28 protein-coding genes and 1 riboswitch are annotated in these 22,665 nt (G+C 46.5%); of the genes, 22 read left to right on the forward strand and 6 right to left on the reverse strand.

Features of this window, described 5'->3' with window-relative positions; all coding sequences use genetic code 11:
- Window positions 1–370: 370 nt before the first annotated feature.
- Window positions 371–1,132 carry an SDR family oxidoreductase gene (locus CXF70_RS01605; RefSeq protein ID WP_101801223.1) on the reverse strand — a complete coding sequence of 254 codons (762 nt, stop codon included), beginning with the start codon at window positions 1,130–1,132 and terminating at the stop codon, window positions 371–373.
- Window positions 1,133–1,273: 141 nt separating this feature from the next.
- Between CXF70_RS01605 and CXF70_RS01610 the strand changes: the two genes are divergently transcribed.
- Genes CXF70_RS01610 through CXF70_RS01620 form a run of 3 tightly spaced genes read left to right on the forward strand, consistent with a single transcriptional unit; the run spans window position 1,274 to window position 3,261 of the window.
- On the forward strand, window positions 1,274–1,831 hold the full coding sequence (locus CXF70_RS01610) for a TetR/AcrR family transcriptional regulator (protein ID WP_101801224.1): 558 nt from the start codon (window positions 1,274–1,276) through the stop codon (window positions 1,829–1,831).
- Between the two features lie 14 nt (window positions 1,832–1,845).
- Complete coding sequence (locus CXF70_RS01615; protein ID WP_101801225.1) at window positions 1,846–2,385, forward strand: GNAT family N-acetyltransferase; 540 nt, start codon at window positions 1,846–1,848, stop codon at window positions 2,383–2,385.
- 21 nt (window positions 2,386–2,406) lie between these two features.
- Window positions 2,407–3,261, forward strand: coding sequence for a phosphotransferase (locus tag CXF70_RS01620; RefSeq protein ID WP_158241142.1), 855 nt, complete (start codon window positions 2,407–2,409; stop codon window positions 3,259–3,261).
- Here CXF70_RS01620 and CXF70_RS01625 read toward each other — a convergent pair.
- On the reverse strand, window positions 3,258–3,827 hold the full coding sequence (locus CXF70_RS01625) for a GNAT family N-acetyltransferase (protein WP_101801227.1): 570 nt from the start codon (window positions 3,825–3,827) through the stop codon (window positions 3,258–3,260). The genes CXF70_RS01620 and CXF70_RS01625 overlap by 4 nt on opposite strands.
- Window positions 3,828–4,020: 193 nt before the next feature.
- Here CXF70_RS01625 and CXF70_RS01630 point away from each other — a divergent pair, with 193 nt between their 5' ends.
- The 6 genes from CXF70_RS01630 (at window position 4,021) to CXF70_RS01655 (ending at window position 8,990) form a co-directional block, all read left to right on the forward strand.
- A complete protein-coding gene (locus CXF70_RS01630) occupies window positions 4,021–5,520 on the forward strand; it encodes a flotillin family protein (protein WP_233208512.1) in 1,500 nt (499 codons plus the stop codon).
- Between the two features lie 144 nt (window positions 5,521–5,664).
- Window positions 5,665–6,582 (forward strand): DUF5996 family protein, encoded by a 918-nt coding sequence (locus CXF70_RS01635; RefSeq protein ID WP_101801228.1) that lies wholly within the window; start codon window positions 5,665–5,667, stop codon window positions 6,580–6,582.
- A 229-nt stretch (window positions 6,583–6,811) separates the two neighbouring features.
- A complete protein-coding gene (gene rpmG / locus CXF70_RS01640; protein WP_101801229.1) occupies window positions 6,812–6,961 on the forward strand; it encodes a 50S ribosomal protein L33 in 150 nt (49 codons plus the stop codon).
- 60 nt (window positions 6,962–7,021) lie between these two features.
- The gene (rpsN, locus tag CXF70_RS01645) at window positions 7,022–7,291 is read left to right on the forward strand and encodes a 30S ribosomal protein S14 (protein ID WP_101801230.1); all 270 of its coding nucleotides are present in this window, start codon (window positions 7,022–7,024) and stop codon (window positions 7,289–7,291) included.
- A 36-nt stretch (window positions 7,292–7,327) separates the two neighbouring features.
- A complete protein-coding gene (locus tag CXF70_RS01650; protein WP_101801231.1) occupies window positions 7,328–8,350 on the forward strand; it encodes a metal ABC transporter solute-binding protein, Zn/Mn family in 1,023 nt (340 codons plus the stop codon).
- 109 nt (window positions 8,351–8,459) lie between these two features.
- Window positions 8,460–8,990 carry a DinB family protein gene (locus tag CXF70_RS01655; RefSeq protein ID WP_101801232.1) on the forward strand — a complete coding sequence of 177 codons (531 nt, stop codon included), beginning with the start codon at window positions 8,460–8,462 and terminating at the stop codon, window positions 8,988–8,990.
- A 197-nt stretch (window positions 8,991–9,187) separates the two neighbouring features.
- On the opposite strand, the gene CXF70_RS01660 is transcribed toward CXF70_RS01655, so the two are convergent.
- Entirely contained in the window at window positions 9,188–9,847 is a 660-nt protein-coding gene (locus CXF70_RS01660; protein ID WP_483312745.1) for a class D sortase, read from the reverse strand.
- A complete protein-coding gene (locus CXF70_RS01665; protein ID WP_101801234.1) occupies window positions 9,848–11,215 on the reverse strand; it encodes a processed acidic surface protein in 1,368 nt (455 codons plus the stop codon).
- A gap of 160 nt (window positions 11,216–11,375) precedes the next feature.
- On the opposite strand from CXF70_RS01665, the gene CXF70_RS01670 reads away from it, so the two are divergent.
- From CXF70_RS01670 to mreB, 10 genes are all read left to right on the forward strand, one after another.
- Window positions 11,376–12,071, forward strand: coding sequence for an HAD family hydrolase (locus CXF70_RS01670; RefSeq protein ID WP_101801235.1), 696 nt, complete (start codon window positions 11,376–11,378; stop codon window positions 12,069–12,071).
- 143 nt (window positions 12,072–12,214) lie between these two features.
- A complete protein-coding gene (locus CXF70_RS01675) occupies window positions 12,215–12,646 on the forward strand; it encodes a hypothetical protein (protein WP_101801236.1) in 432 nt (143 codons plus the stop codon).
- Between the two features lie 11 nt (window positions 12,647–12,657).
- Complete coding sequence (locus CXF70_RS01680) at window positions 12,658–12,888, forward strand: hypothetical protein (protein ID WP_101801237.1); 231 nt, start codon at window positions 12,658–12,660, stop codon at window positions 12,886–12,888.
- Window positions 12,889–13,016: 128 nt separating this feature from the next.
- A complete protein-coding gene (locus CXF70_RS01685; protein WP_084243730.1) occupies window positions 13,017–13,604 on the forward strand; it encodes a copper resistance CopC family protein in 588 nt (195 codons plus the stop codon).
- Window positions 13,529–14,662 carry a copper resistance D family protein gene (locus CXF70_RS01690; protein ID WP_145990695.1) on the forward strand — a complete coding sequence of 378 codons (1,134 nt, stop codon included), beginning with the start codon at window positions 13,529–13,531 and terminating at the stop codon, window positions 14,660–14,662. The genes CXF70_RS01685 and CXF70_RS01690 overlap by 76 nt, the downstream gene beginning before the upstream one ends.
- 12 nt (window positions 14,663–14,674) lie before the next feature.
- On the forward strand, window positions 14,675–15,283 hold the full coding sequence (locus CXF70_RS01695) for a dienelactone hydrolase family protein (protein ID WP_158241143.1): 609 nt from the start codon (window positions 14,675–14,677) through the stop codon (window positions 15,281–15,283).
- A 223-nt stretch (window positions 15,284–15,506) separates the two neighbouring features.
- On the forward strand, window positions 15,507–15,800 hold the full coding sequence (locus CXF70_RS01700; RefSeq protein WP_233208513.1) for a MarR family transcriptional regulator: 294 nt from the start codon (window positions 15,507–15,509) through the stop codon (window positions 15,798–15,800).
- A 57-nt stretch (window positions 15,801–15,857) separates the two neighbouring features.
- The gene (locus CXF70_RS01705; protein ID WP_158241144.1) at window positions 15,858–16,055 is read left to right on the forward strand and encodes a helix-turn-helix domain-containing protein; all 198 of its coding nucleotides are present in this window, start codon (window positions 15,858–15,860) and stop codon (window positions 16,053–16,055) included.
- A 51-nt stretch (window positions 16,056–16,106) separates the two neighbouring features.
- Complete coding sequence (locus CXF70_RS01710; RefSeq protein WP_145990696.1) at window positions 16,107–16,541, forward strand: hypothetical protein; 435 nt, start codon at window positions 16,107–16,109, stop codon at window positions 16,539–16,541.
- Between the two features lie 58 nt (window positions 16,542–16,599).
- The gene (gene mreB, locus CXF70_RS01715) at window positions 16,600–17,619 is read left to right on the forward strand and encodes a rod shape-determining protein (RefSeq protein WP_101801242.1); all 1,020 of its coding nucleotides are present in this window, start codon (window positions 16,600–16,602) and stop codon (window positions 17,617–17,619) included.
- A gap of 25 nt (window positions 17,620–17,644) precedes the next feature.
- Here mreB and CXF70_RS01720 read toward each other — a convergent pair whose 3' ends face one another.
- Complete coding sequence (locus tag CXF70_RS01720) at window positions 17,645–17,824, reverse strand: hypothetical protein (RefSeq protein ID WP_101801243.1); 180 nt, start codon at window positions 17,822–17,824, stop codon at window positions 17,645–17,647.
- Between the two features lie 96 nt (window positions 17,825–17,920).
- Complete coding sequence (locus CXF70_RS01725; RefSeq protein ID WP_101801244.1) at window positions 17,921–19,228, reverse strand: MFS transporter; 1,308 nt, start codon at window positions 19,226–19,228, stop codon at window positions 17,921–17,923.
- A gap of 323 nt (window positions 19,229–19,551) precedes the next feature.
- A riboswitch (cobalamin riboswitch) is annotated at window positions 19,552–19,728 on the forward strand.
- A gap of 29 nt (window positions 19,729–19,757) precedes the next feature.
- Here CXF70_RS01725 and CXF70_RS18505 point away from each other — a divergent pair.
- From CXF70_RS18505 to CXF70_RS01735, 3 genes are read left to right on the forward strand one after another with little or no spacing between them, the layout of a single operon-like run.
- Window positions 19,758–19,883 (forward strand): hypothetical protein, encoded by a 126-nt coding sequence (locus CXF70_RS18505; RefSeq protein ID WP_255400058.1) that lies wholly within the window; start codon window positions 19,758–19,760, stop codon window positions 19,881–19,883.
- A gap of 8 nt (window positions 19,884–19,891) precedes the next feature.
- A complete protein-coding gene (locus CXF70_RS01730; RefSeq protein ID WP_101801336.1) occupies window positions 19,892–20,377 on the forward strand; it encodes an acyl-CoA thioesterase in 486 nt (161 codons plus the stop codon).
- Between the two features lies 1 nt (window position 20,378).
- Window positions 20,379–22,661: a ribonucleoside-diphosphate reductase subunit alpha gene (locus CXF70_RS01735; RefSeq protein ID WP_101801245.1), complete on the forward strand. Its 2,283-nt coding sequence runs from the start codon at window positions 20,379–20,381 to the stop codon at window positions 22,659–22,661.
- The last annotated feature ends 4 nt before the right edge of the window (window positions 22,662–22,665 follow it).

A 22,665-nucleotide genomic window follows, 5' to 3' on the forward strand; every position in this document is an offset into this window, starting at 1 on the left:
GATTTGATGGAGTTCCCAGAAAAAGGATGACGTTTGTCTCTGTGGAATGAAAAACCCATAATATGAAAAAGCCTTAGCGGCCGCTAAGGCTTCCTTTAAACCATTGGAGTTTTTCGCCCAGCGAAAAACATCCGCTGTTGCTCTTTAAACTGGGCAAGAGATCGATTGATTTTACGTCCGGCCGCTTGTTTTCACGGAACGCTTCGTGAGGTTTTTCCAGAAAAATGGATATACTGTCCGGAACAGGCTAAATACTGTCCGTAGAAAGAAAATACTATCCGCATTCGAAAAATACTGTCCGGAAGCCGGAAACGCCATAAAAATGCCAGTCCCGCACTCAAGCGGGACTGGCATTTAACATTCAATCTGATTAAAACGCAGAAGTCCATCCCGCATCTGCCACAATCACTGTGCCATTCACGAAGCTTGACTCGTCTGAACCAAGGAATACCGCCACTTGGGCAATTTCTTCCGGCTTGCCGATGCGGGGGATGACGCCTTGTACCGCTTGCAGGCGGCCCGCGCCGAATTGGCTGACATTCGACATGGTGGATGCGATATTGGTTTCGACGCCGCCCGGTGCAATCGCGTTGCAGCGGATGCCTGAGTTGGCATACATATAGCCGGTGTTTTTAGTGAAGCCGACAACGGCATGTTTTGACGCGCCGTACGCAGCACCGGCGTGAGCACCGTTCAATCCTCCTGTTGAAGCAGTGTTGACGATGACGCCTTTGCCTTTTTCAAGGAAGATTGGAATCGCTTTACGCGTGGCGCGCATGACGCCTTTCGTGTTTACATCAAAAATCAGGTCCCATTTTTCGTCCGTGATCTCGCCGGCTGGCTCAAAACCATCCATGATGCCCGCATTGTTGACCAGAATGTCCAACGTTCCGTATTCGTTCACTGCTGTATCAATCATGTTGTCGATGTCTTCCTGGCTCGTGACGTTCACTTTCACCGCTTTGGCTGTTCCGCCGTTCGATGAAATGCCTTGCACTACCGCTTCAGCGCCGTCGAAATTCATATCCGCAACGACCACTTTCGCGCCTTCTGCCGCATACAATTCCGCAATCGCCTTGCCCATTCCGGATGCTGCCCCAGTAACTACCGCAACTTTACCTTCTAATCTCATCAATAAAACCTCCTCATATTTAATGAACAAGTGTACAATAAAATTATATTCCTAAGAAGTAAGAACATTCAATAAACAAAAAAGATGATAATGTTCAGTATTAAACAAAAAGAGGGATTCTGTTCGCTAAGGAGTGAAAATATGAAAACGGATTTGCGGATCTCCAAAACAAAAGATGCTTTGCGGGGAGCCTTAATGCATTTATTGAAGCAAAAGGGCCTGAACTCGATTTCCGTCACTGAATTGTGCCAGCTGGCGAAGGTGAACCGGGGGACGTTTTACGCGCATTATGGCCAAGTTGAAAATCTGTTCGAGGAATACTTCAAAACGATCATGAAAGACTTGGCGGATTCCTATCAGGAGCCGTATAAGCATGTTCGGAACCTGCTGTCGAAAGACGTCAATCCGGCCACGATCCGCATCTTCCACCATATCGAGAAGTACGAAACCTTCTACCGGATCGTTTTCTCGAAAACCGTGCCGTTGTCTTATTATTACCTGCTCTTCGACCACATCCAGACGTTGATCAGGGATGATGTCAGTGAACATTATCTCGATGGGCTCGATATTGATATCTCGATGGTCAGTGCCTATCAGGCTAACGCCATCCTAGGGCTTGCCATCGAGTGGCATCGGCAGGATTTCAAGCAGAGCGCCGAAGACATGAACCGGCTGCTGGTCCGGATTTTGAGTATTTAAATGGGGTGAATTTAATGGAGAAACTGGAGACTGACCGGCTTTATTTGCGTGAATTCCAACAAAACGATTGGAGTGCAGTCCACAAATACGCATCGCTGGAACACGTCAGCAGGAATCAGCCATGGGGGCCAAATACGATAGAAGAAACGAAGGCATTTGTGACGGAAGCTTTGGCGGATTCAAAGAAGACGCCGAGAACCCGCTACATCTTCGCTATCGTTTTAAAAGAACAGTACGAATTGATAGGTGCGGTGGAAATAACCATCAGGAGTGCCGCCAATAAATCAGGTGAAATCGGCTATATCGTCAATCCCGATCATTGGAGCAGAGGCATAGCCACAGAAGCTGCGTCCATAATGATCGGCTTTGGTTTCGAAGAGCTGGAGTTTCACCGGATTTATGCGACTTGCGCTCCTGAAAATGAAGGTTCACGAAAAGTGCTTGAAAAGCTGGGCATGCGTTTTGAAGGCAGGATGCGGGATCATATTTTGTTGAAAGATGGCTGGCGCGACTCGGATCTGTTCAGTATATTGGCAGGCGAAAAAGCTCTTTGAAGAGTGAGGATGATAGCAGAGATGGATACACGGATTAAAAAAATAATAGCAGAACTTATTAAACAAAACGTGATAACTGCAGAGCCATCAAGATGTAAAAAACTGAGCGGCGGAACCGTCAGTGAGCTCTATCTTTTGAAAGTGGATGACTCAGAGTATGTGCTGAAGTTGAACGTGCCGGAAGTCACCGGGCCTGAAGCATTATTCTTGGATACATATGAAGAGGTGGGAGTGCTGCCGAAGATCCTTTATGTTGCACCATCCAAAACTTATATCGTTTATTCGTTCATAAGTGGATCAACTGATTATAGCGGGAGCAGCAAGAAAAAGGTGTTGAAAGAGCTGGCTGAAGGTCTTATCACCCAATATGAAAAGGCCACTTCTGAATCGGGCTGGGGCTGGGTGGATTCGCCGTCAGCTTCCTGGCAGGAGTTTCTAGGGAATGAAGTGAGCTATGCGAAGGAATCTATCGGATCTTCGCTTGGACCAGCTGATTATCAATTTATTGCCGGCCTCGTCGAAAAGGTTGGTGTGAAGGCCGAAGCGTATCTGTTGCATGGAGACTGCGGTTTCCATAATTTCATATTCAATGAAGGGCAGCTGACAGGCGTTATTGATCCTGCTCCAGTCATCGGTATCCCGGTCTATGACTTTGTATATGCATTTTGTTCAACACCTGATGATTTAACAAAAGAGACTTTCGATTACGCAGCTCGCTTTCTGAGAGTAAGGCCGTCTGCTAACTATGACCTCGTGCTGATCGGCTTATATTTACGAATCGCATTGTGCGGCAAACATCATCCTGAAGATTTAACGTATTACATGGAGGCCTGGTCCGACTGGCTGAAGATAGTGGATAGGTCGAATGAGCCTTAGGAAGAAAAAGGTGCACCGTTAAATTCCCGTTTTAACATAGAATACATATACAAATCATCAAATTTCCCCTGGGTATATTCATAATCCCGCAACAGCCCTTCCCTCAAAAAGCTGGTTTTCTCGACCAGCTTTTGGGAAGGGCTGTTTGCCGGTTCGATCAATGCCTCAATGCGGTTCAGATTCAAGTTGGTAAATCCATAAGCAACCACTGCCTGCAAAGCTTCTCCTGCAATTCCTTTTCCCCAATATTCTCTGCTCAATTCAAATCCGATTTCTGCCCGGTGATGCTTCTTCGACATATTCAGAAAACCGCAGCTTCCTATTACGTGACTTTTCTCTTTTAAAGTAATTCCCCAGCGCATGCCGGTTCCATTTTCAAAAATTGACTGATACCAGCCGATTTCATCCAGTGCATCTTCAGGTGAGGTAAAAGGAGCGAGTCCCATGTGGCGCGTCACTTCTTCGTCGGATAAATAGGATAAAAGGCTGTCTGCATCCTTTTCCGTTACCTCACGCAAAATCAATCTGTCCGTTTCAATAATAGGAAATTCATCTAGCTTAGCCATCCGGCACCGCTCCTTTATTCAATAGTAATTTTATTTTACCAAAAGAATTCATACAGTTATGCACATAGCGGAAGAAGAACTGATTTTAACAATTCAGGATTAAATTCCAAATAAACTGAAACGTTTTGCAATTCTCCCCGTATTAAATAGTGAGCGATATAAATAAAAATCTGTTTAAAGGGGAGATGGACGAATGTTGGAATCAATCGGATATGCCACGCTGGGGATTGCGGTGCTGATTGTCGCAGTTCTGGCGGGTATCGGATACTTTTTCTGGGTAAGGTTCCGTTACCGCACAGCCAAATCGAACGAAGCATTGATCATTACAGGACCGAAACTGGGGGATCCTGAAAAAGATACGAATATATTTACCGATGAAGAAGGAAGGTCCATGAAGATCATCCGGGGCGGCGGTTACCGGCTGCGCCGTTTCCAGACTTCCACACCGGTCAATCTGACTTCATTCCAATTAAAGCTTTCGACACCGCGCGTCTACACGATTGCCGGAGTGCCGATTGTGGCGGATGCGGTAGCCATGGTGAAAGTCGCCGATACACTGAACGGTATCGCCAATTACGCCGAACAATTCCTCGGCAAAGAACAGAGCGAGATCGAAACGGAAATCATCGAAGTGCTCGGCAGTAACCTGCGTGCGATCCTGTCGAAGATGACGGTAGAAGACATTAACGGAGACCGCGAAAAATTCAATCAGGACGTCCAGGAAGTTGCACAAAAGCAGCTGGATTTGATGGGCTTCAAAATCACTTCTCTTGGGCTGACCGATTTGCGCGATGCAGACGAGCAAAACGGCTACCTGGAAAACCTGGGCCGGCCGCGAATCGCTGAAGTCCGCAAACAGGCTGAAATCGCAGAGGCGGAGACAGACCGTGAAACGCGGATTCAGCGTGCGCGTACAGACCAGGAAGCGAAAGAAGAAGAATATAAACGCCAGATTTCAATTGCCGAATCGCGTAAAGAGAAAGACATCAAAGATGCTGCGTTCAAGGAAGAAACTGAACGGGCACGGGCAAAATCCGAGCAATCTTATGAACTTGAAAAAGTGAAGCTCGCAAAAGAAATTCAAGACGAAGAACTGAACTTGAAATTCATGGAGCGGGAACGCGCCGTTACATTGGAAGAAGAAGAAAGTAAAGTGCGGAAAACCAAAGCGGATGCTACATATTACGAAACCACCCGTGCAGCGGAAGCGGAAGCCCGCAAATCGGTCATCAGCGGGGAAGCGAAAGCGAAAATCCGCCGCGACGAAGGTGCCGCAGAAGCGGAAGTTATCCGTGAACGAGGAAAAGCGGAAGCCGAATCCCGTAAATTGCTTGCTGAAGCGATGGAACAGCATGGCGATGTCATCATCACCGAGAAATTGATCGATATGCTGCCGATATTCGCGGAAAAAGTCGCTGCACCATTGAACAATATCGATTCAGTGAAAATCATCGATTCCGGCAACGGCCAGGGAATCCCTTCATTTGGCCGCAGTGTCACCAAAACGATGGTCGATATGCAGGAGCCCTTGAAGGAAATGACAGGCATTGATATCGGGGAACTATTGAAATCCTATGTCGGCAAAACGCCTAGCCAAGTCGTGCAGGCTGCTCCGGTTCCGCAGTCTCGAAACGACGCCGGCAATGATTTGCCAAATGAAGAGCAATCAGATCCGGAAGCAGATGATCAGTAATTCTCTTATATCCTTTTATCCACAGAAATAAATCTGTGGATAAAGGGATATTCTTTTTTATGTCGAATATCCACTGTGGATAAGTAAAAGTGGAATTCAGGCATGTCTGTCTGCTGTTCCATTTTGCGACAGGAGGAGAATGGATTGAAGATTGACATGATCAAACATTCGGAATGGGCAGGAACCAAATTCACTCTGCATTTGCTTTCGCAGATCCTCGGGAAGATCAAATTAGAAACAGCACAGCAGGAACCTCAATGGGCACATGTGGCACTAGACGTTACAGCTGATGGTTTTAGCACTGGATTATTATTCACACAGGATCATGTTTTCCAGGTAGACGTTGATATTCAGAACAGCCGCATTCTGGTAAATACAGATGGAGACACGCAAAGCATTGGCCTCGAGCCGTCCAGATCGATCAAATGGTATTATGATGAAATTTTCAGTGCACTGTCATCCCGTGTAATCGATTTGAAAATCAATCCGAAACCGCAGGAAATGGCTTATACCACTCCATTGAACGAAGATGATACGCCACTCGAATTCGATCAGCAGAAGGCCATGAAAGGACTCCGGCTTTTTCAGTTTGCGCTATTGGAACAGAGAAAATTCGTAGCACCGATGCGCTGCCGAAAGATGAAGCCCGCTTTATTTTGGGGGACATTCGATGTTTCATTGCTGATACTGCCCGGCATCATGGAACCGTTTCCGGAAGACCGGGTTATCGAAGAAGCCGCTTTTGACGAGCAGATGATCGAGTACGGTTTTTGGCTGGGTGACGACCAAACAGACATACCCGCTTTTTTCGTTCTTCCTTATCCGTTCCAGTACAAGGATTTGAATTCACCTTCGATAAAGCCCGCTGAAGCATTTTATGATGAAACGAAAAGTGAATATTTTCTCCTTTTAGATACGGTTGCCGCGAAGGAAAATCCAAGTGAAGATATACAACAGTTCTTCCGTTCCACTTTTGATACTTTGGCTGCTGAACTGGGCTGGCAAGGCTGCGATTATTATTTCACTCCATTGAAAATGAAAGATCAGGTAAATGAAAATTAACATGAGGGTCATTCAGTTTGAAAAGCATCCCTAATACAGTTATGTATGGGCATTATAATAGAAAGTGGGAAAGCTGCCTGGTGCGGCTTTTTCTTTTTTTCGGAAATAAGATTTCTAATCAATTTTGAACGCTGGTGAGAAACTGCTTGCAGAACAATCCATTTCATTATATGATGTAAAACGTAATAATTACTATTTACGATTTGATCATAATTTAGGAGGAATAAATATGAGAGTGAACATCACGTTGGCATGCACCGAGACAGGGGACCGCAATTATTCGACGGTGAAGAACAAACGCAATAACCCGGAGAGGATCGAATTGAAGAAATACTGTCCGCGTCTTCGCATAGTCACGTTGCACAGGGAAACAAAATAAAAAATTTTACGGTTTTATAAATCGTAATGATTACTAATAAAGGTTAAGGAGGTTGAGAAGGTGGCTAAAAAATCTAAAGTGGCTAAAGCCAGAAAGCAGGAGCAGATGGTGGAGCGCTATATCGATTATCGGAGAGAGCTGAAATCAAACAGAGAATATGAGGAATTGAACAAGCTGCCGAAAGATTCTTCGCCGGTAAGATTAAAAAATCGCTGCATGGTGACGGGGAGACCAAGAGGTTATATGCGCAAATTTGGCATGTCGCGCATCGCGTTCTGTGAACTGGCTCATAAAGGACAGATTCCAGGAGTCAGAAAAGCAAGCTGGTGACGAGCACAAAGTTTAAAACGAATTGAGGAATGACAGATGAAAAAATTACTTTTGCCCCTGCTATTATTCATTTTCATAGCAAGTGCCTGTGGAAATACCGAAGAAGCCCAAACAACGGCTGATACTGAAAATGCAGCAACAGAAGAAAAGTTGAACATCTACACGACCGTTTACCCTCTTACATATTTTACGGAACGCATAGGAGGTGAGCACGTGAATGTACAGTCGATCTATCCGGCTGGTTCGAATGAGCACACATTTGAACCGACGCAACAGGACATGATTACGCTTGCTGACGCGGACGCCGTGTTTTATATCGGATTGGGTCTTGAAGGTTTTATTGACAGTGCTAAAAAGACCTTAAGCAATGAAAATGTTGAATTTGTGGCGACAGCAGAATCGATTCCGGAAGCGGATCTTGGCGAAGGCCATTCGGATGAAGAAGAGCACGAACAAGGACATGATGAAGGAACGGAAGAAGAGCACAATCACGCGCACGAAGAAGGAACGGAAGAAGCGCACGACCACGGGCATGAAGTAGATCCGCATGTCTGGATTTCTCCAGTGCTCAGCCAGCAGATTGCGGAAGCCGTCAAAGATGAATTGGTTGAGCGCGACGGCGAAAATGCCGAAGAGTACGAAGCTAACTATGAGCAATTGGTTGAAGAACTGAAGGAGTTGGACCAGTCGTTTGAACAAATGGCAGCTGCAGCTGAACAGAAAACATTCTTCGTATCCCATTCCGCATTTGGTTATTGGGCAAATGCTTATGGGCTCGAGCAAGTGGCAGTAGCTGGATTGAACAGCCAGGACGAGCCGTCTCAACAGGAGCTTGTTGAGATCGTGAAGCAGGCGGAAGAGCTGAACATCGATCACATCGCTTTTGAACAGAATGTATCCTCGCGGCTGACTGAAGTGATTCAAAATGAGATTGGGGCGGAAGCCGTTCAATTACACAATTTGAGCGTATTGACGCAAGATGAAATTGATGCAGGCGAAACTTATTTTTCATTGATGCAGAAGAATCTTGAAGTGATGGAAGAAATCCTGCGGCAATAAAATAAAGAGTGGTGTACTGTCTTCGTTGGCGGGATGTTGGAAGGATAACAGCGAAACAAAGCGAATTCTATACAGGAAGAAAGTAAAACCATCGAAAAGAGGTGCCTGTATGAATTTTCGCTTAGACGAAGCTATACAATTGCTGGCGCGGACACCGGCCAGCTTGGAGGCGTTTCTTTCCGGCTTGCCGGAGGGATGGATCCACTGCAATGAAGGCGAAGGAACCTGGAATGCGGAAGAAGTAATCGCCCACCTGATTGAAGCAGAGCTAAGCAACTGGATTCCGCGTATTGAAACGTTGCTCCAGCAAGGGGAAAGCCAGACTTTTCCGCCGTTTGACCGGTTCGCTCATTTGGATACCACAGCCGATACCACGATTGAACGGAAACTGGCCGCATTCAAGGAAATACGCGTGACCAATCTGGAGAAGCTGAAAGAATTGGTGGATCCTGAAGAAGGTCTGCATTTGCGGGGGATGCATCCCGAATTCGGCTCTGTCACTTTAAGGGAGCTGCTCTCTACCTGGGTCGTGCATGATCTGACGCATATTTCGCAAATCACGCGCGTCATGGCCGAAAGATACCGGCAGGATGTCGGTCCATGGGAGCAATACTTGAGCGTTTTGAAAGCGGGAAAGTGAATCAATAAAAAAGCGCCCCACTCTACAATTAGAGTGAGGCGCTTTTGCCTTAGAAATGGGAGAATCGCTGATAAACCGATAGAAATCGCCGATAAACCGACGAAAATCGCCGATAAACGGTCAAAAATCGCCGATAAACCTCGAAAAATCGCCGATAAACCCTCAAAAATCGCCGATAAATCCGACACCGCAATTTTTTATTCCTTCGAAATCAAATCAGCAATCAATATAAAGCGTTCGGGTGCATCAGAACCGATGAAATCGAACGGGTAGCATGTCGATACCGTCAGCGTAGCTTTCGGTTTCGGCACAATCACCGTGCGGTCATCTGCGTCCACAATCCGGGTTTTTCTCACCTTATAGGTAAACTTCCCAGCCGATGTTTCGACAATCAGCAAGTCGCCTTTGCCGACTTCACCCAATTCGCGGAACACCGTATCCATATGGCCGGAAAGAACCGTATTGTCCTTTTCCCCGGGCAAGACACTGTCCGCAAAATGGCCGACGCCTTTCAGCAGCTCATCTTCATCGGTGCCGTGAAAAATCGGCAATGTCGCGCCGATTACTGGAATCATCAAATCACCGATATTTTCGCCTATTTCGGGACGCACCGGATAAAGGACCTCATCTTCTTCTTCATCTTCTTCCGGCAGGCTGATCGCTTCCGTGGAAGGCGCCGTCTGGGCACTGACTTCCGTTTCATTGACCTGGCCGGTTTTAAAAAGCAGATAGCCCTTCAGGAAAGAGGCGGCGTTAGTGCCGCTGAACCAAAGACCGAATGCAATCATTGATAAAGCCAGGACCGACAAAATCATTTTTTTGCGGCCGGCCCCTTTGTTGCTTTTAGTTCTCATCAATCAGTTGCTCACAGTTTTCATGCGGCGGAACAATAGGAATCCGATCAATACGAACGCCAATCCGACTAATGTGTTGCTGACATAATCAGTAGCCGTTTTTGGAAGTTTTCCGCCTTTGGTTGTTTGTACAGCTTTTGTATCTTTTTTCACGGACTTCGCTTCTTTTTTCACTTCTTTAGTTTCTTTTACAGGAGCTGCAATCACTTCTTCAACGACTTCAAGGTCTTTGCCAGTTTCTTCAATGATCTCAGATCCGAACATTTCAGCTGTCAAGACGATGTCAGCAAGGAAAGTGCCTTCACGATCGAAGATTTCAATCAGCAAATCTTTACCGTTTGTCGTTTCCAAAGCCAGCAATGCAGTCAATGTAAGTGCTGTTTTTTCTGTGCCGTCAGTCAGGTAGTACTTTGTTTCAACTTCGAACAAGTTCATCATGTCATCGAAGATATCCAATAGGATCGCGATTTCTTCAGCGTCCAGGTCATCTGCGCTTTCAAAGTAAGGTACAGCATCCAAACGCTGCAATAGAGCATCTAATTGATCTAAAAATGTTTCATCTTCAAAGTTCAAAGTAATAAAATGTTCAAACAGGCGGTCCAATTCTTCTTCAGTAAGACCGACTTCTGTAAAGATGTCCAAATCATTCAGGTCGATATAGTTTTCATCATCCAAGTACCATTCCACATAGAAATAAAGATCTTCATTGAAAATGATATACATATGGCTGTCCAATACATCCTGGCCTTCTTCAATATCTCCGTATTCGACAAGCAGTGCATTCAGTTCTTCACGCGTCAAATCAAAATCTTTCATTACTTTCTGTACGCCTTCTTCAGACAATGGCGTCCCTAATTCCGAGACGTCAGAGAAATATTCAAGGCCCCAGTCTTTGCTGTCAAGGTAAGCCAGGTAATCTTCTTTAGTCCAGTTGATGCTTTCCAGGAATGCAGCGAATTCTTCGCCGTCTTCATCAATCATTCCGAAGTCTGCAGTCAAATAATATTCTGTAAAGAAATACAATTCTTCATTGAAGATGAGGTAAGTTCCATCCAGAACGTCTTCGCCTTCTTCGATATCACCAAACTCCACCAGCAACTCGTTCAATTCTTCACGAGTCAGTTCGAAGTCTTCCATGACAGTCTGAACGCCTTCTTCAGACAATGGGGTTCCGAGTTCAGATACATCACCGAAATCATCCAGGGACCAGTTTTTTTCCATCAGGTAATTTATATAACTCTTCTTGGACCAGTTGATTTCTTCAAGGAATTTTTCAAACTCAGGATCATCTTTCGCAATCGCGAACGTTGAAGCAGGCAAAGCGGAAACCACCAATAATACTGCCATCAATAAAACCAATAATTTTTTCATCTCTTTCCCCCATCTGACAAAATTGTGATATCCAGAAAATTATAATAGGGAAATCTTGAAGGTTATATAGGCACAAAGACCTTTATTTCAAAAAAGTTCCAAAATACTGTATTATTTATACCAATGTGAAGTAATGGGGGAAACGGAGGTCTTTAAAAACGTGATAAAAGCAGTCATCTTCGATTTGGACGGAACCTTGCTGGACCGCGATAAATCAGTGGAAAAGTTCGTTTCAAATCAATATAGGCGATTAAATGAGGTACTGGGTCATATTAATCAGACGGATTATATGCAGCGCTTCATCCAGCTGGATGATCACGGATATGTCTGGAAAGATAAGGTCTACCAGCAGTTAGTTGAAGAATTCAATATCACAGGGATTTCTCAGCAGCAGTTGCTGGAAGATTACTTGACTCATTTCGCCGCGCATTGTGATCCTTTTCCGCATCTTATCCAGATGCTTGAGAAACTGAAGGCACAACAGCTTCAAATCGGTATGATAACGAATGGTTATACGGAATTTCAGGCAGGCAATATCGAGGCTCTAAGTATTGAACGGTATTTCGATGTGATTTTGATTTCTGAAAAGGAAGGCTTGCGGAAACCGGATAAACGGATATTTGAAAGAGCGTTGGAACGTCTCGGCGCAGAAGCGGAGGAGGCAATCTTTGTCGGCGACCATCCGGCGAACGATGTGGCTGCGTCCTCGGGGGCGGGGATGATAAGTGTCTGGAAGCGGAATGCTCAGTGGGAAAATGTGAAAGCTCATTTTACCATCGACGGTCTGGATGAAATTCCAGAGATTGTTCAGGGGTTAGAGTACCAAGCGGAACTTGGAATAAAACCCAGCAACTAAACAAGCACATTTCCATTTATGTTAGAATGCAGGAAATATAACGATGGGGAGCTGCAGTAAATAAAAAGAAGTTTCTATAGAAGAGTTTTCGCAAGCCGGCTTGCGGTCGGGGTCCCCGCAACGCAGTAAAGTCGGCAGGCAGATTGAAAAAGATTAAAAAAGTGATCCAATCTTTCACTAAACAACGTTATATAACTAAGATCAAAGAGGAAGCCGGATTTCTAGGAAGCGACTCTGAATCTTACCGGTCCGTTCGAATGCATTTGGAGAAAAGAAGGCTGATAGCAGTAAAATCAACAGGTTTTAAGGTTTTTAATCGCTTTTCGCCTGCGAAAAGCATCCGTTCAAGCCGTTTTCTTTTAATGTTAGAGGAGGAGGAAGTGTTTTTTCTTTCAAACTGGGGTGTTGGGGATTATATCAACGTTCAGGAAAATATATCAACGCTCCAGCGATTATATCGACGTTCAGGAGATTATATCGACGTTCAGAAAATTATATCTCCGTTCAAAAAAATATATCAACGTTCAGCATGCGCTCCACACAAATCACCGCATTCCAGCGGCTTCAGCAGATGAGGAGGCAGCAAATGAAGACAATTCGAATTATCCTGATCATCATTTTATTGGCAGGGGTGATTTACTGGTTATGGACCGGCAGCGAGCGGTTCCTTCCATATGTGATGCTGGCGGCATCGGCCTTAGCATTCTTGACCACATGGGAAGAATTCGCAAAAAGCTGGAAAAGCGTGGATGGCTATCTCGCGCTGGTGACTTCCCTGATATTCGGCGCATACGGCATTTCGTTGCTGATACGGTAGTTCGCAGCCGTCACTTACGGTTTTATTCACACAAATTTAACATCATGAACAAATGTGACGCAGCAATATCACATACTATTAGAAGGTCAGTAAAATTCAAAAGTCTAAACGGATAGAGGGAGCACATCATGAAAAAATTTATAGCAATCGCATTTCTATTATTATTCTTGCCGGTCACGGCACACGCACATTCAGGTTTATCTTCTTCCACACCAGCGGAAGGCGCGACACTTGAAGGATCGCCGGAAGAAATCCAATTCCTTTTCGAGTCGCCTATCCAGCAAGGGGATATGACAATAAAAGATGAAGCGGGCAATACGATTGAAGTTGCCGACATCAACTTTTCTGAAATGGAATTGACCGGCCAATTGCCGGACGAACTTCCGAACGGCGCCTACACAGTCGATTGGAATGCAATCAGCCAGGACAGCCATGAAATTACTGGGACTTTAACGTTCAATATCGCAGCGGAAGAAACGGAAGTAGCGGCTGAAGAAGAAACAACAACTGAAGAAGCTGCAGAAGAGCCGGCTTCAGAAGAAGCAACAGAAGCAACTGAAACAACAGACGTTGCTTCGGAGGAGCAGTCAGCCGAGGAAGATTCTGCATCAGCTGTTGAACCTGCAAAAGCGGAAACGCCTTGGGTGACCATTCTGATCATCGCCATTTTGGCAATCGCTGCAGCTGCATTCTTCGTGATGGCCAGAAGAAAATGATCCTGTTTACCATCCTTTCTGATTTTCTGCTTTATCTGGTCACGTCATTTTTGGCCGGTGTGCTGGTTCTGCAATTTGTTCCCGAGCACCGGAAGCCGAAAATTTCGATTAGAAACTCAGCGGTCCTGCTTGGGATTGCGTCCATTCCTGTTTTGTCGGCGGCTCCGGCATTCCAATTACTCGGCTTGTTGCTGAATAATGCCAGTTTCGGCTCCGCAGTCTGGACAGCAATCACCGAATTCCAGGTCGGCCAAAGTTTCGCGTTCAGCATTTTTCTTTCATTTTTCTGGTTCGGCGCAACAGCCGTCAATAGCTCGAAATACATTCAGGCATTTTGGTTCCTGTTGTCCGTCCTCAATATGGGATTCGGCAGCCATGCCGCATCGCTCGATTTTCTGCCCGGCCTGTTCAGCCACACGATCCATTTTTTATCGCTGACGCTATGGGCAGGAGTGTTGATCCTGGTTGCTTGGGGTGCACCGGCACTTACGAATTGGCGCAGCTTCCTGAAATGGTTTACACCGTTCGCATTCAGCCTGATGGCCATTATCCTGGTGAGTGGTTTCGCTGTCTGGCTGCTGTTTTCAAAACCCGCTGACTATGCGGCTTCCTGGGTGCTGCCTTATGGCCAGATGCTGCTCTTGAAGCACTTGAGCATCCTGCCTTTATTGGTGGCGGCTTTCCTTAACGGCTTTGGCAATAAAGCGAAGGAACCGTCGCGCAATCTTTTGAAGCTCGAAACTTTCATGCTGGGGCTGGTTTTTCTTTCTACCGCTGTCATGAGCAAGCTGGCGCCGCCGCATAACGTCAACAATACATTTTTGACGGAAGGGACGGCCCCGCTGCTCGAAAGCCTGATCGGTGAACAATACTTGCCGATCACACCGGAATTTGTCTTCTCGCTTAACGGCATCCTGCTGTTATTGATCGGTGCGCTGGCAATCGGCCTGATGATCATGAGCTTCTTTAAAAAGATGCCTTTATGGCTGTCATTCATCTTTGGATTCGGTTTTATCGTAAGCGTGTATCTGGGCTTAATGTTGAATATGAATTTTTAAGGAGTGGGGAAATTGCTGGCAATAAAACATGGAAACCGGGCGCTTGTGCTTGTCCTGCATGAAATCTATGGAATAAATGATCATATGGAATTGGCTGCGGCTTCAATCGCGGAGCAAGGGTTCGATGTTTTAGTACCCGATCTAATTGGCAGAAATCCGCCGTTTTCATATGATCAAAGCGAAAGGGCCTATCGAAACTTTGTGGATGCTGTCGGATTCGACCCTGCTTTTGAACAGGTAAAAAAGCTGCTTGCTGAAGAGGCAAAAGATTACGATGAAATACATATTGTCGGATTCAGTGTCGGGGCGACCGTCGCCTGGCTTTGCAGCCAATCGAACCATATTGCCAGCGTAACAGCATTTTATGGATCAAGAATCCGGGACTACGGGGAAATTACGCCGTTTTGTCCAGTGCTCCTGATTTATGGTGAGCGTGAAAAGTCGTTCAATGTAGCCGATTTTATAGCCGAAGTTGCCGACGGTTCCATAGAAGCAGTGAGTTTACCTGGAGAACATGGTTTTGCAGATCCTTTTGCGCCGGTATTCGATAAAAATTCCCGCCAAAAAGCGATGGATTTAATGAAAAATTTCCAAAAAACCCATTCCACTATATCAAATTGAACCGTAATATTGCCGCCTTGAAGTCATGACTTCACGGGCGGTTTTTCTATGGACTCATACAACAACAGGCTTCAGGGAGCACACGGGAACGGTTGATAAAAAGTATTTCGTGTTACAAATATTATTTTCTGATAAATCTATTAAAAATATGATTAGCTATTATTATGCAGGGTAAATATGTAAGAAGAAATATATATTTGTAAGTTTATAGGAGGTGCTAGATGTGGTTGGTAAATCTGCAGTATATGGCAACTTAAGAATGGAAGAAAAAGATCTGCTGAAGAAATCACGGCAATGCTTCGCGGGACAGGACGATAAAAGTATAAGAAACGGGGAGGTATTCATGATTTATTTCCTGAATAACTGCTCGTCGGAAGGTGTTTTATTTAAAACGATAAAAGAAATCACTACAGATTTGAATATGTCGCATGCAGCCTTGACGCGGGTGTTGAAAACCCTGGAAGACAAACAATTCATCTATCGCCGCAATGGCATAATCGGCTTGCACCAGGCATAACCGCCCACAATCGGGGAAACTGTCCAACTAAAATATATGGAAAAGAGGTCATGGAAGATGGTGAATGCGCTCAGTGGATTGCGTGACTTGAGGAAAGCCAAAGGAATGTCTTCCAAAGAACTTGCCCAGCAAATCGGCGTCGCAACCAGCGCGATATGGGCATACGAAAACGGCACCAAACAAATTTCAGAAGATCACGCCGAACGTCTGGCAGCCTTTTTCGGCGTTCCGATGGAAACATTGCTTACGGAATAAATGGAAACAGCCAACCTTATTGACGGCATAATCGAGAAGGAAGGGGACTTCATGAAAAACACAGAAACTTCAACTAATCATTTTTACAGGGAAAGAGCCTTTACTGAATTTACTGAAAGGCTGAGTGGGCATGAGCAGGAAATTGCCAAAAATGCCTTATGGGAGATTCAGGTGCTGAAGCGGGAGGTCCAATTATTGCGCAGGGACAAGGATACGCTGCTTCATGATAAAAAAGAGCTGAAGGAAGAGTTGAAAAGCGAAAAGTACCGTTCGAAAGAAATGCTTCGCTACTTCAGCCGGTGGACCGAGGAGTACGCAAAAATCATTAAAATTCCGATCAATATGGAAAATGAATCACATATTCGGCAGCATTATTTTTCATTGCGCGAATCGGCAAAGAACCTGGTTCACAGCTGCCGGCGGAAATTGAAGGAAATTGACTATGCGATGGAAGAACAGGACAAGCCGACTTTCAAGCGCCATTGACTGGGCCCGGCGCTCACAGCATGACTCCACTAGATAGCAATGGAAGGGACGAAACCGTATGTTGAACTTTGGTATAAGAGAGGTGGGAATCGATCTTGGTACCGCCAACACCTTATTAGTGCTTCAAAACAAAGGAATTATTATGCGGGAGCCGTCGATGGTGGCGGTGGACGGCGGAAACGGTGAGGTGATAGCTGTCGGAAGGGACGCTTATGAAATGAACGGGCGCACTTCCGGCGGCATTAAAGTCAGCTATCCGATGCGCTGGGGCGTGATTGCGGATCACGAAAAAGCCATTGTGATGATTGCCCGCTTTTTGAAGGAAGTCACCAAAACCGTCGGGAATTTAAAGCGGAAAATCTTTGTCATCAGTGTGCCAATCGGCATTACCTCGGTCGAGAAACGGGCGATCATCGAAGCGGCCAAAAGGGTGGGTGCCCGGGAAACACTGACGATAGAAGAGCCTTTAGCGGCGGCCATTGGAGCCAATCTGCCTGTGTGGGAACCTGAAGGCCTGATGGTGGTGGATATCGGCGGAGGAACTACAGAAATGGCGGTCATTTCGTCAAATGGCATTGCTGTCAGCCAGTCCCTGAAGAATGCGGGGCAGGCGATGGATCGTGTAGTGGCAGAGTATATCCTGAAAAACTACGAATTGAAGATTGGTTCCCGGACAGCAGAACAATTGAAAATCCGTCTGGGGACGGCTTATGGACTGACGGATGGAAAACGTGAAGAAATAATGGAAATCGGCGGGAATGACCTGATGACCGGCCGGCCGAAAACGATTGAAATCACGGGGCTGGATGTAGAAAAAGCACTGGAAGAAACAGTGGCAGGCATTATCGACGGCGTGCGGCGCACACTGGAAGTCACGCCACCCGAACTGGCAGCAGATCTCCACGACCGGGGGATTGTCCTCACCGGCGGCGGGTCTCTTTTGCATAGGCTAGACAAGAAGATGGCTGAAGAAATCAAGGTGCCGGTCATACTTGCGGAAAATCCGATGGACTGTGTTGCGCTCGGCACAGAAAAAGCGATGCGCAATCTGGATAGTTTGCGGCTGGCTTCATCTTAATGGTGGAAGCGATAATTGTGTTAAATCAGTGTCCGCCTCCATAATGGTCAGTGTTCCCACCCCCTGCAGTATAATTAGAACTTTCACCCGGCTTTGCATGTGAATTGATCGACTTCAGCGCTGTGTTATTATTCCGTTTTCTTCTCCAATCAATAAAACCTGCGAACCCGATCATGCCGAATACCATTACGAAAAACCACGTCATTTTCGGACACCTCCATTTTTTGATAATTCTATCTTCATTCTACCAGAAAACTGGAAACAAAAAACAGGAGCGTTCTCAATTGAGAATTCTCCTGTTTTATTCGCTTGGAAGCGGTACTTGCTTAGCAGTTTGCGGTGCCGGTAATGCAGCCGTCTTTTCTTTTGCCGTTGCTTTGACCGGCGGATTCGCCATCAAAGCAGCCGCCATGCCCATTGCCGGGAACAGCATCAATGCCCATAGAATTTCCGCGTAGCCGCCGAATACGTCAAAAGCAATGCCGAGTGGCAACGGGCCGAGCGCCGAACCGGTGACGATCATCGCCATCGAAATGCCGCTGATGCTGCCGATGTGTTTGCGACCGAAATAATTTGGCCAGACTACAGCCATGACGATGCGTTCCATCCCCATGCTCACTCCCCAAACCAGACCAAAGATAACGGCAGCCGCCATGAAGTTCGCATTTTGCAGCAGCAGGAGAGAAACGATTTCGCCGGCAAACACCAGCACCAGCATATACTGCACTTTCACTTTATCGAGCAGCAAGCCTGTCAGGAAAGTGACTGGCAGACCAATCAGCGCCGTTAAACTCAGGATGCCTGCAGCGGCTTCAAGTGACAGCGAATTTTCCTTGAAAATAGACACCAGGTGAAACGTCAATCCGGTGTTCACAATACCGGGGATGGCGGCACAGACGAGCAGAAGCCAAAAAGCGCGTGTTTTGGAAGCTTCGCTGACAGACCAGCTGACTTCTTCGACCAGCTTTTTCTTTTTATCCGCTTTTTCCGCAGCTCCGTTATCCGGCAGCAAACCGACATCTTCAGGAGAATTCCGAATCAGGAAAAGGGCGAGCGGTGTGAACAGCACAATGATGATCGCGCCAAGCACCATCCAGGACATGCGCCAGCCAAACGCTTCGATCAGCCAGACATTGAGCAGTGGAAACGCCGCCGAACTGACCAGTCCGCCGATTGCAGCGATGCTGAGCGCGCGTCCCCTCTTTTTCACAAACCATTGCGGAATCAATGAATTCGAAATCAGCGCCATCGAACCTTGTCCCAATAAACGGATGAAGAAGAAACCGATGAACAGCATAAGCAGACTGGTGACGAAACTGTTGAACAGACAGGCAACCGCCAGTAATCCCGATACGATCACCGCCATTTTCCTCGAACCATTCCGGTCGATCAGCCGTCCCACGAAAAACAGCAGAAATCCCGCAGCTAGCGTTGCGCCTGAATAGATGCCGGACACCGTCGAACGGCTCCAGCCAAAGTCCTGTATATAATAATCGATGAAAATCGAGTTTGAATAAGTTTGTCCGGGACCTGAGAAGAACTGCGATAACGCCGCAATCGCGACGATCACCCAGCCATAGTGGAAGTTGTTAGGGGCGAATTGTTTCATCTTAAAATTGCATCTCCAGTTAAATTTTTATTCCGTAATACAGCATCGATATGTAAATCTAGTACTCAAACATCAGTTTCTTATCATAGCATAATTAATTTTGAAATAAAGTATATAAGACTACAGTAATAGAAATGAAATCTAACTGATAATTGTTATTTTCAGATAATCATTTATCCCTTTCATATTTGTGCTGGATTGCTATAATCGAGAGAGTGGATTTTAAGAAAAAATGAAATCTGCCCTTGCCAAAAAATACTGGCTAAGATATAGTTTAGAAATACAATATTTAGTGTATATTACATAAGAAAACACAATATATAGTAAAAACCGATAACAAAGGTGCCTGAAAAGGCTTAATAGGGAAGCCGGTGAAAATCCGGAGCTGTACCCGCAACTGTAAGTGCTGACGAGCTATGGAAACCACTGTCGAAAGATGGGAAGGCCATAGCAAAGGATGACGCACAAGCCAGGAGACCTGCCTTCGTTATATGTTAATTGCCTTCTCCGGGAGCTGGGGGGTGTAACGATGGTGATATCAGGAAACAGCGCAATTTTCGGCTGTTCGGTTCCTTTTATGCTGCGTTATTCAACCCATCTTCTCTCCGGAGAAGATGGGGTTTTTTCTATGGGCGTGTTTTATTTGAAGGGATGATGGATTTAATGGAACAGCAGATTTCAGCAGGCATATCACGGACAATTCAAACGAGGCTGGTGCTGCCGCCGGATACGAATCACATGGGTACGATTTTTGGCGGAACGGTGCTCGCCTATATCGATGAAATCGCAGCGATCACGGCGATGAAGCACAGCGGAAAAGTCGTTGTGACGGCATCGATTGATACGGTCAATTTCCTGTCGTCGGCAAGGATCGGCAATGTGCTGATCCTGGAAGGCGTGGTCATTTCAACCGGCCGGACTTCGATGGAAGTGTATGTGAAAGCGGAATGCCAGGATATTGAAACGCGCGGCCGGACGCTGACGACCACCGCCATCCTGACGATGGTAGCTGTGGATGAAAACGGCAAGCCGACACCTGTTCCCGGAGTCATTCCTGAAACAGACAAAGAAAAGAATCTTTTTAAAAGCGCACAGGCACGGAAAGAACGCCGCATGAAACTGAACGAATTCGCGAAGGAGCTGGTCTGATATGAAAATGGGAATCTCAACAGAAATGGATGCAGTCGAAAAAGTATTGGAACGTGCCGAGCGGTTGCATGGTCTCGATACTACAGCGTTGCGCAATAAAATCGGCGAGCTGGATGGCAAGGTTGATACGGAACAATCCATGCTTTATGCGCTGAACCGCATTTCGATGGATGAACCGAACTGGACATTCCTTGCGGCGGAAATTTATTGCAGCGAGCTTTACCGGCAAGCGGCTGCGAGCCGTGGTTATGAAGCACAGGAAAAGTACGGTGATTTCTATCAGCTTGTTGAAAAGTTATCACGCATCGGCATTTATTCGAATGACTTATTGACTGCTTATTCGGAAACTGAAATTCGGGAACTGGGGGCAGTGATCGATCCGGAACGCGACCAATTATTCAATTACATCGGATTGTTCCTGTTGGCGGACCGCTATCTGGCGAAAGATTACGAAGGGAATCTTCATGAATTGCCGCAGGAGCGCTTTTTGGTCATCGCCATGGCGCTGATGCAGAACGAACCGGCTGAGAAGCGGACAGAACTTGTGCGGGAAGCATACTGGGCAATGAGCAATCTGTATATGACGGTGGCGACGCCGACCCTGTCAAATGCAGGCAAAAGCTTTGGTCAATTGTCTTCCTGCTTTATCGACACGGTGGATGATTCACTGGACGGCATCTACCTGAACAATTGGGACATTGCGCGGCTCAGCAAAGACGGCGGCGGACTTGGCATTTATTACGGAAAAGTGCGGGCGCTTGGGTCAGATATCAAGAAATTCAAAGGCAATTCCTCCGGCGTAATTCCTTGGATCCGTCTTGTAAACGATACGGCGGTCAGCGTCGATCAGCTCGGTCAGCGGCAAGGTGCGGTAGCGGTTTACCTGGACGTTTTCCATAAAGACATCATGAACGGCTTCCTGGATCTGAAAACGAATAACGGCGATGAGCGCCGCAAAGCGCACGACATTTTCACAGGCGTTTCAATTCCGGATCTGTTTATGGAGAAATTGCAGGAAACGGATGAAAACGGCCGCAGCATCGGCGAATGGAATACATTCTGCCCGCATCAGGTCAAGCAGGTGATGGGCTGGAAAGACGCGAACGGCAACGCGCTTGGATTGGAAGATTTCTATGATGACACCGACCGTGCCTACTTCACCGAAAAATATGAAGAGGCGGTCGCTAATCCTTTATTGCCAAGAAAGACTTACCGGGCAATGGATATCATGGCGCGCATTATGGTGTCTCAGCTGGAAACCGGCACGCCGTATATGTTCTACCGCGACGAAGTCAACCGCCAGAATCCGAACAAGCACCTGCGCGGACGCGGGTTGACGTCGATTTATTGCAGTAATTTGTGCAGCGAAATAGCGCAAAACATGTCAGCTACCACAATCGTTAAAGAATACACAGACGAAGCCGGCAATTTGGTCATGGTACGGAAACCCGGTGATTTCGTGGTCTGCAACCTGTCATCGATCAATTTGCCGCGCGCGGTGAAAGCGGATGTACTGGAGCGCTTGGTGCCGATTCAGATGCGCATGCTCGATAACGTCATCGATTTGAACACGATTTCTGTAGGGCAGGCTGATGCCACGAATAAAAAATATCGCGCTGTTGGAATTGGATCTTACGGTTGGCACCATCTTCTGGCGCTCGAAGGAATCCATTGGGAGACGGAAGAAGCGGTGGAATATGCGGATAGTTTATACGAAGAATTCGCCTACCATGTCATCCGCTCATCCATGGAGCTTGCGAAAGAAAAAGGCGGCTATAGTGAATTTGCCGGATCGGAATGGCAGACTGGCGCGTATTTCGAACGCAAGGGCTATGAAGGGGAGAAATGGCAAGAACTGCAACAGGAAATTGCAGAAAACGGCGTCCGTAATGGCTGGATGATGGCCGTTGCACCGAACTCGTCAACCGCGAAAATCGGCGGCTCGACAGACGGCATCGATCCGCTCTACGCCGTGGAATATGCGGAAGAGAAGAAGAACTTCAAATTCAAAGTGACGGCGCCGGATCTTGATCACCGGACGTACGATTATTACCGCCGCGCGAGACACGTATTGGACCAGAAATGGAGTATCCGCCAGAATGCGGCAAGGCAGCGCCATATTGACCAGGCAATCAGCTTCAATCTGTATGTGCCGCATACCATCAAGGCGAAGGAATTGCTGGAGCTTCACCTGGAAGCCTGGCAGCAGGGATTGAAAACGACTTATTACGTACGCAGCACTTCGCAGGCAGAAATCGATGAATGTGAAGCGTGCCAAAGCTAAGGGA

The sequence above is a fragment of the Planomicrobium sp. MB-3u-38 genome (genome assembly GCF_002836425.1).
Taxonomy (GTDB): Bacteria; Bacillota; Bacilli; order Bacillales_A; family Planococcaceae; genus Planococcus; species Planococcus okeanokoites.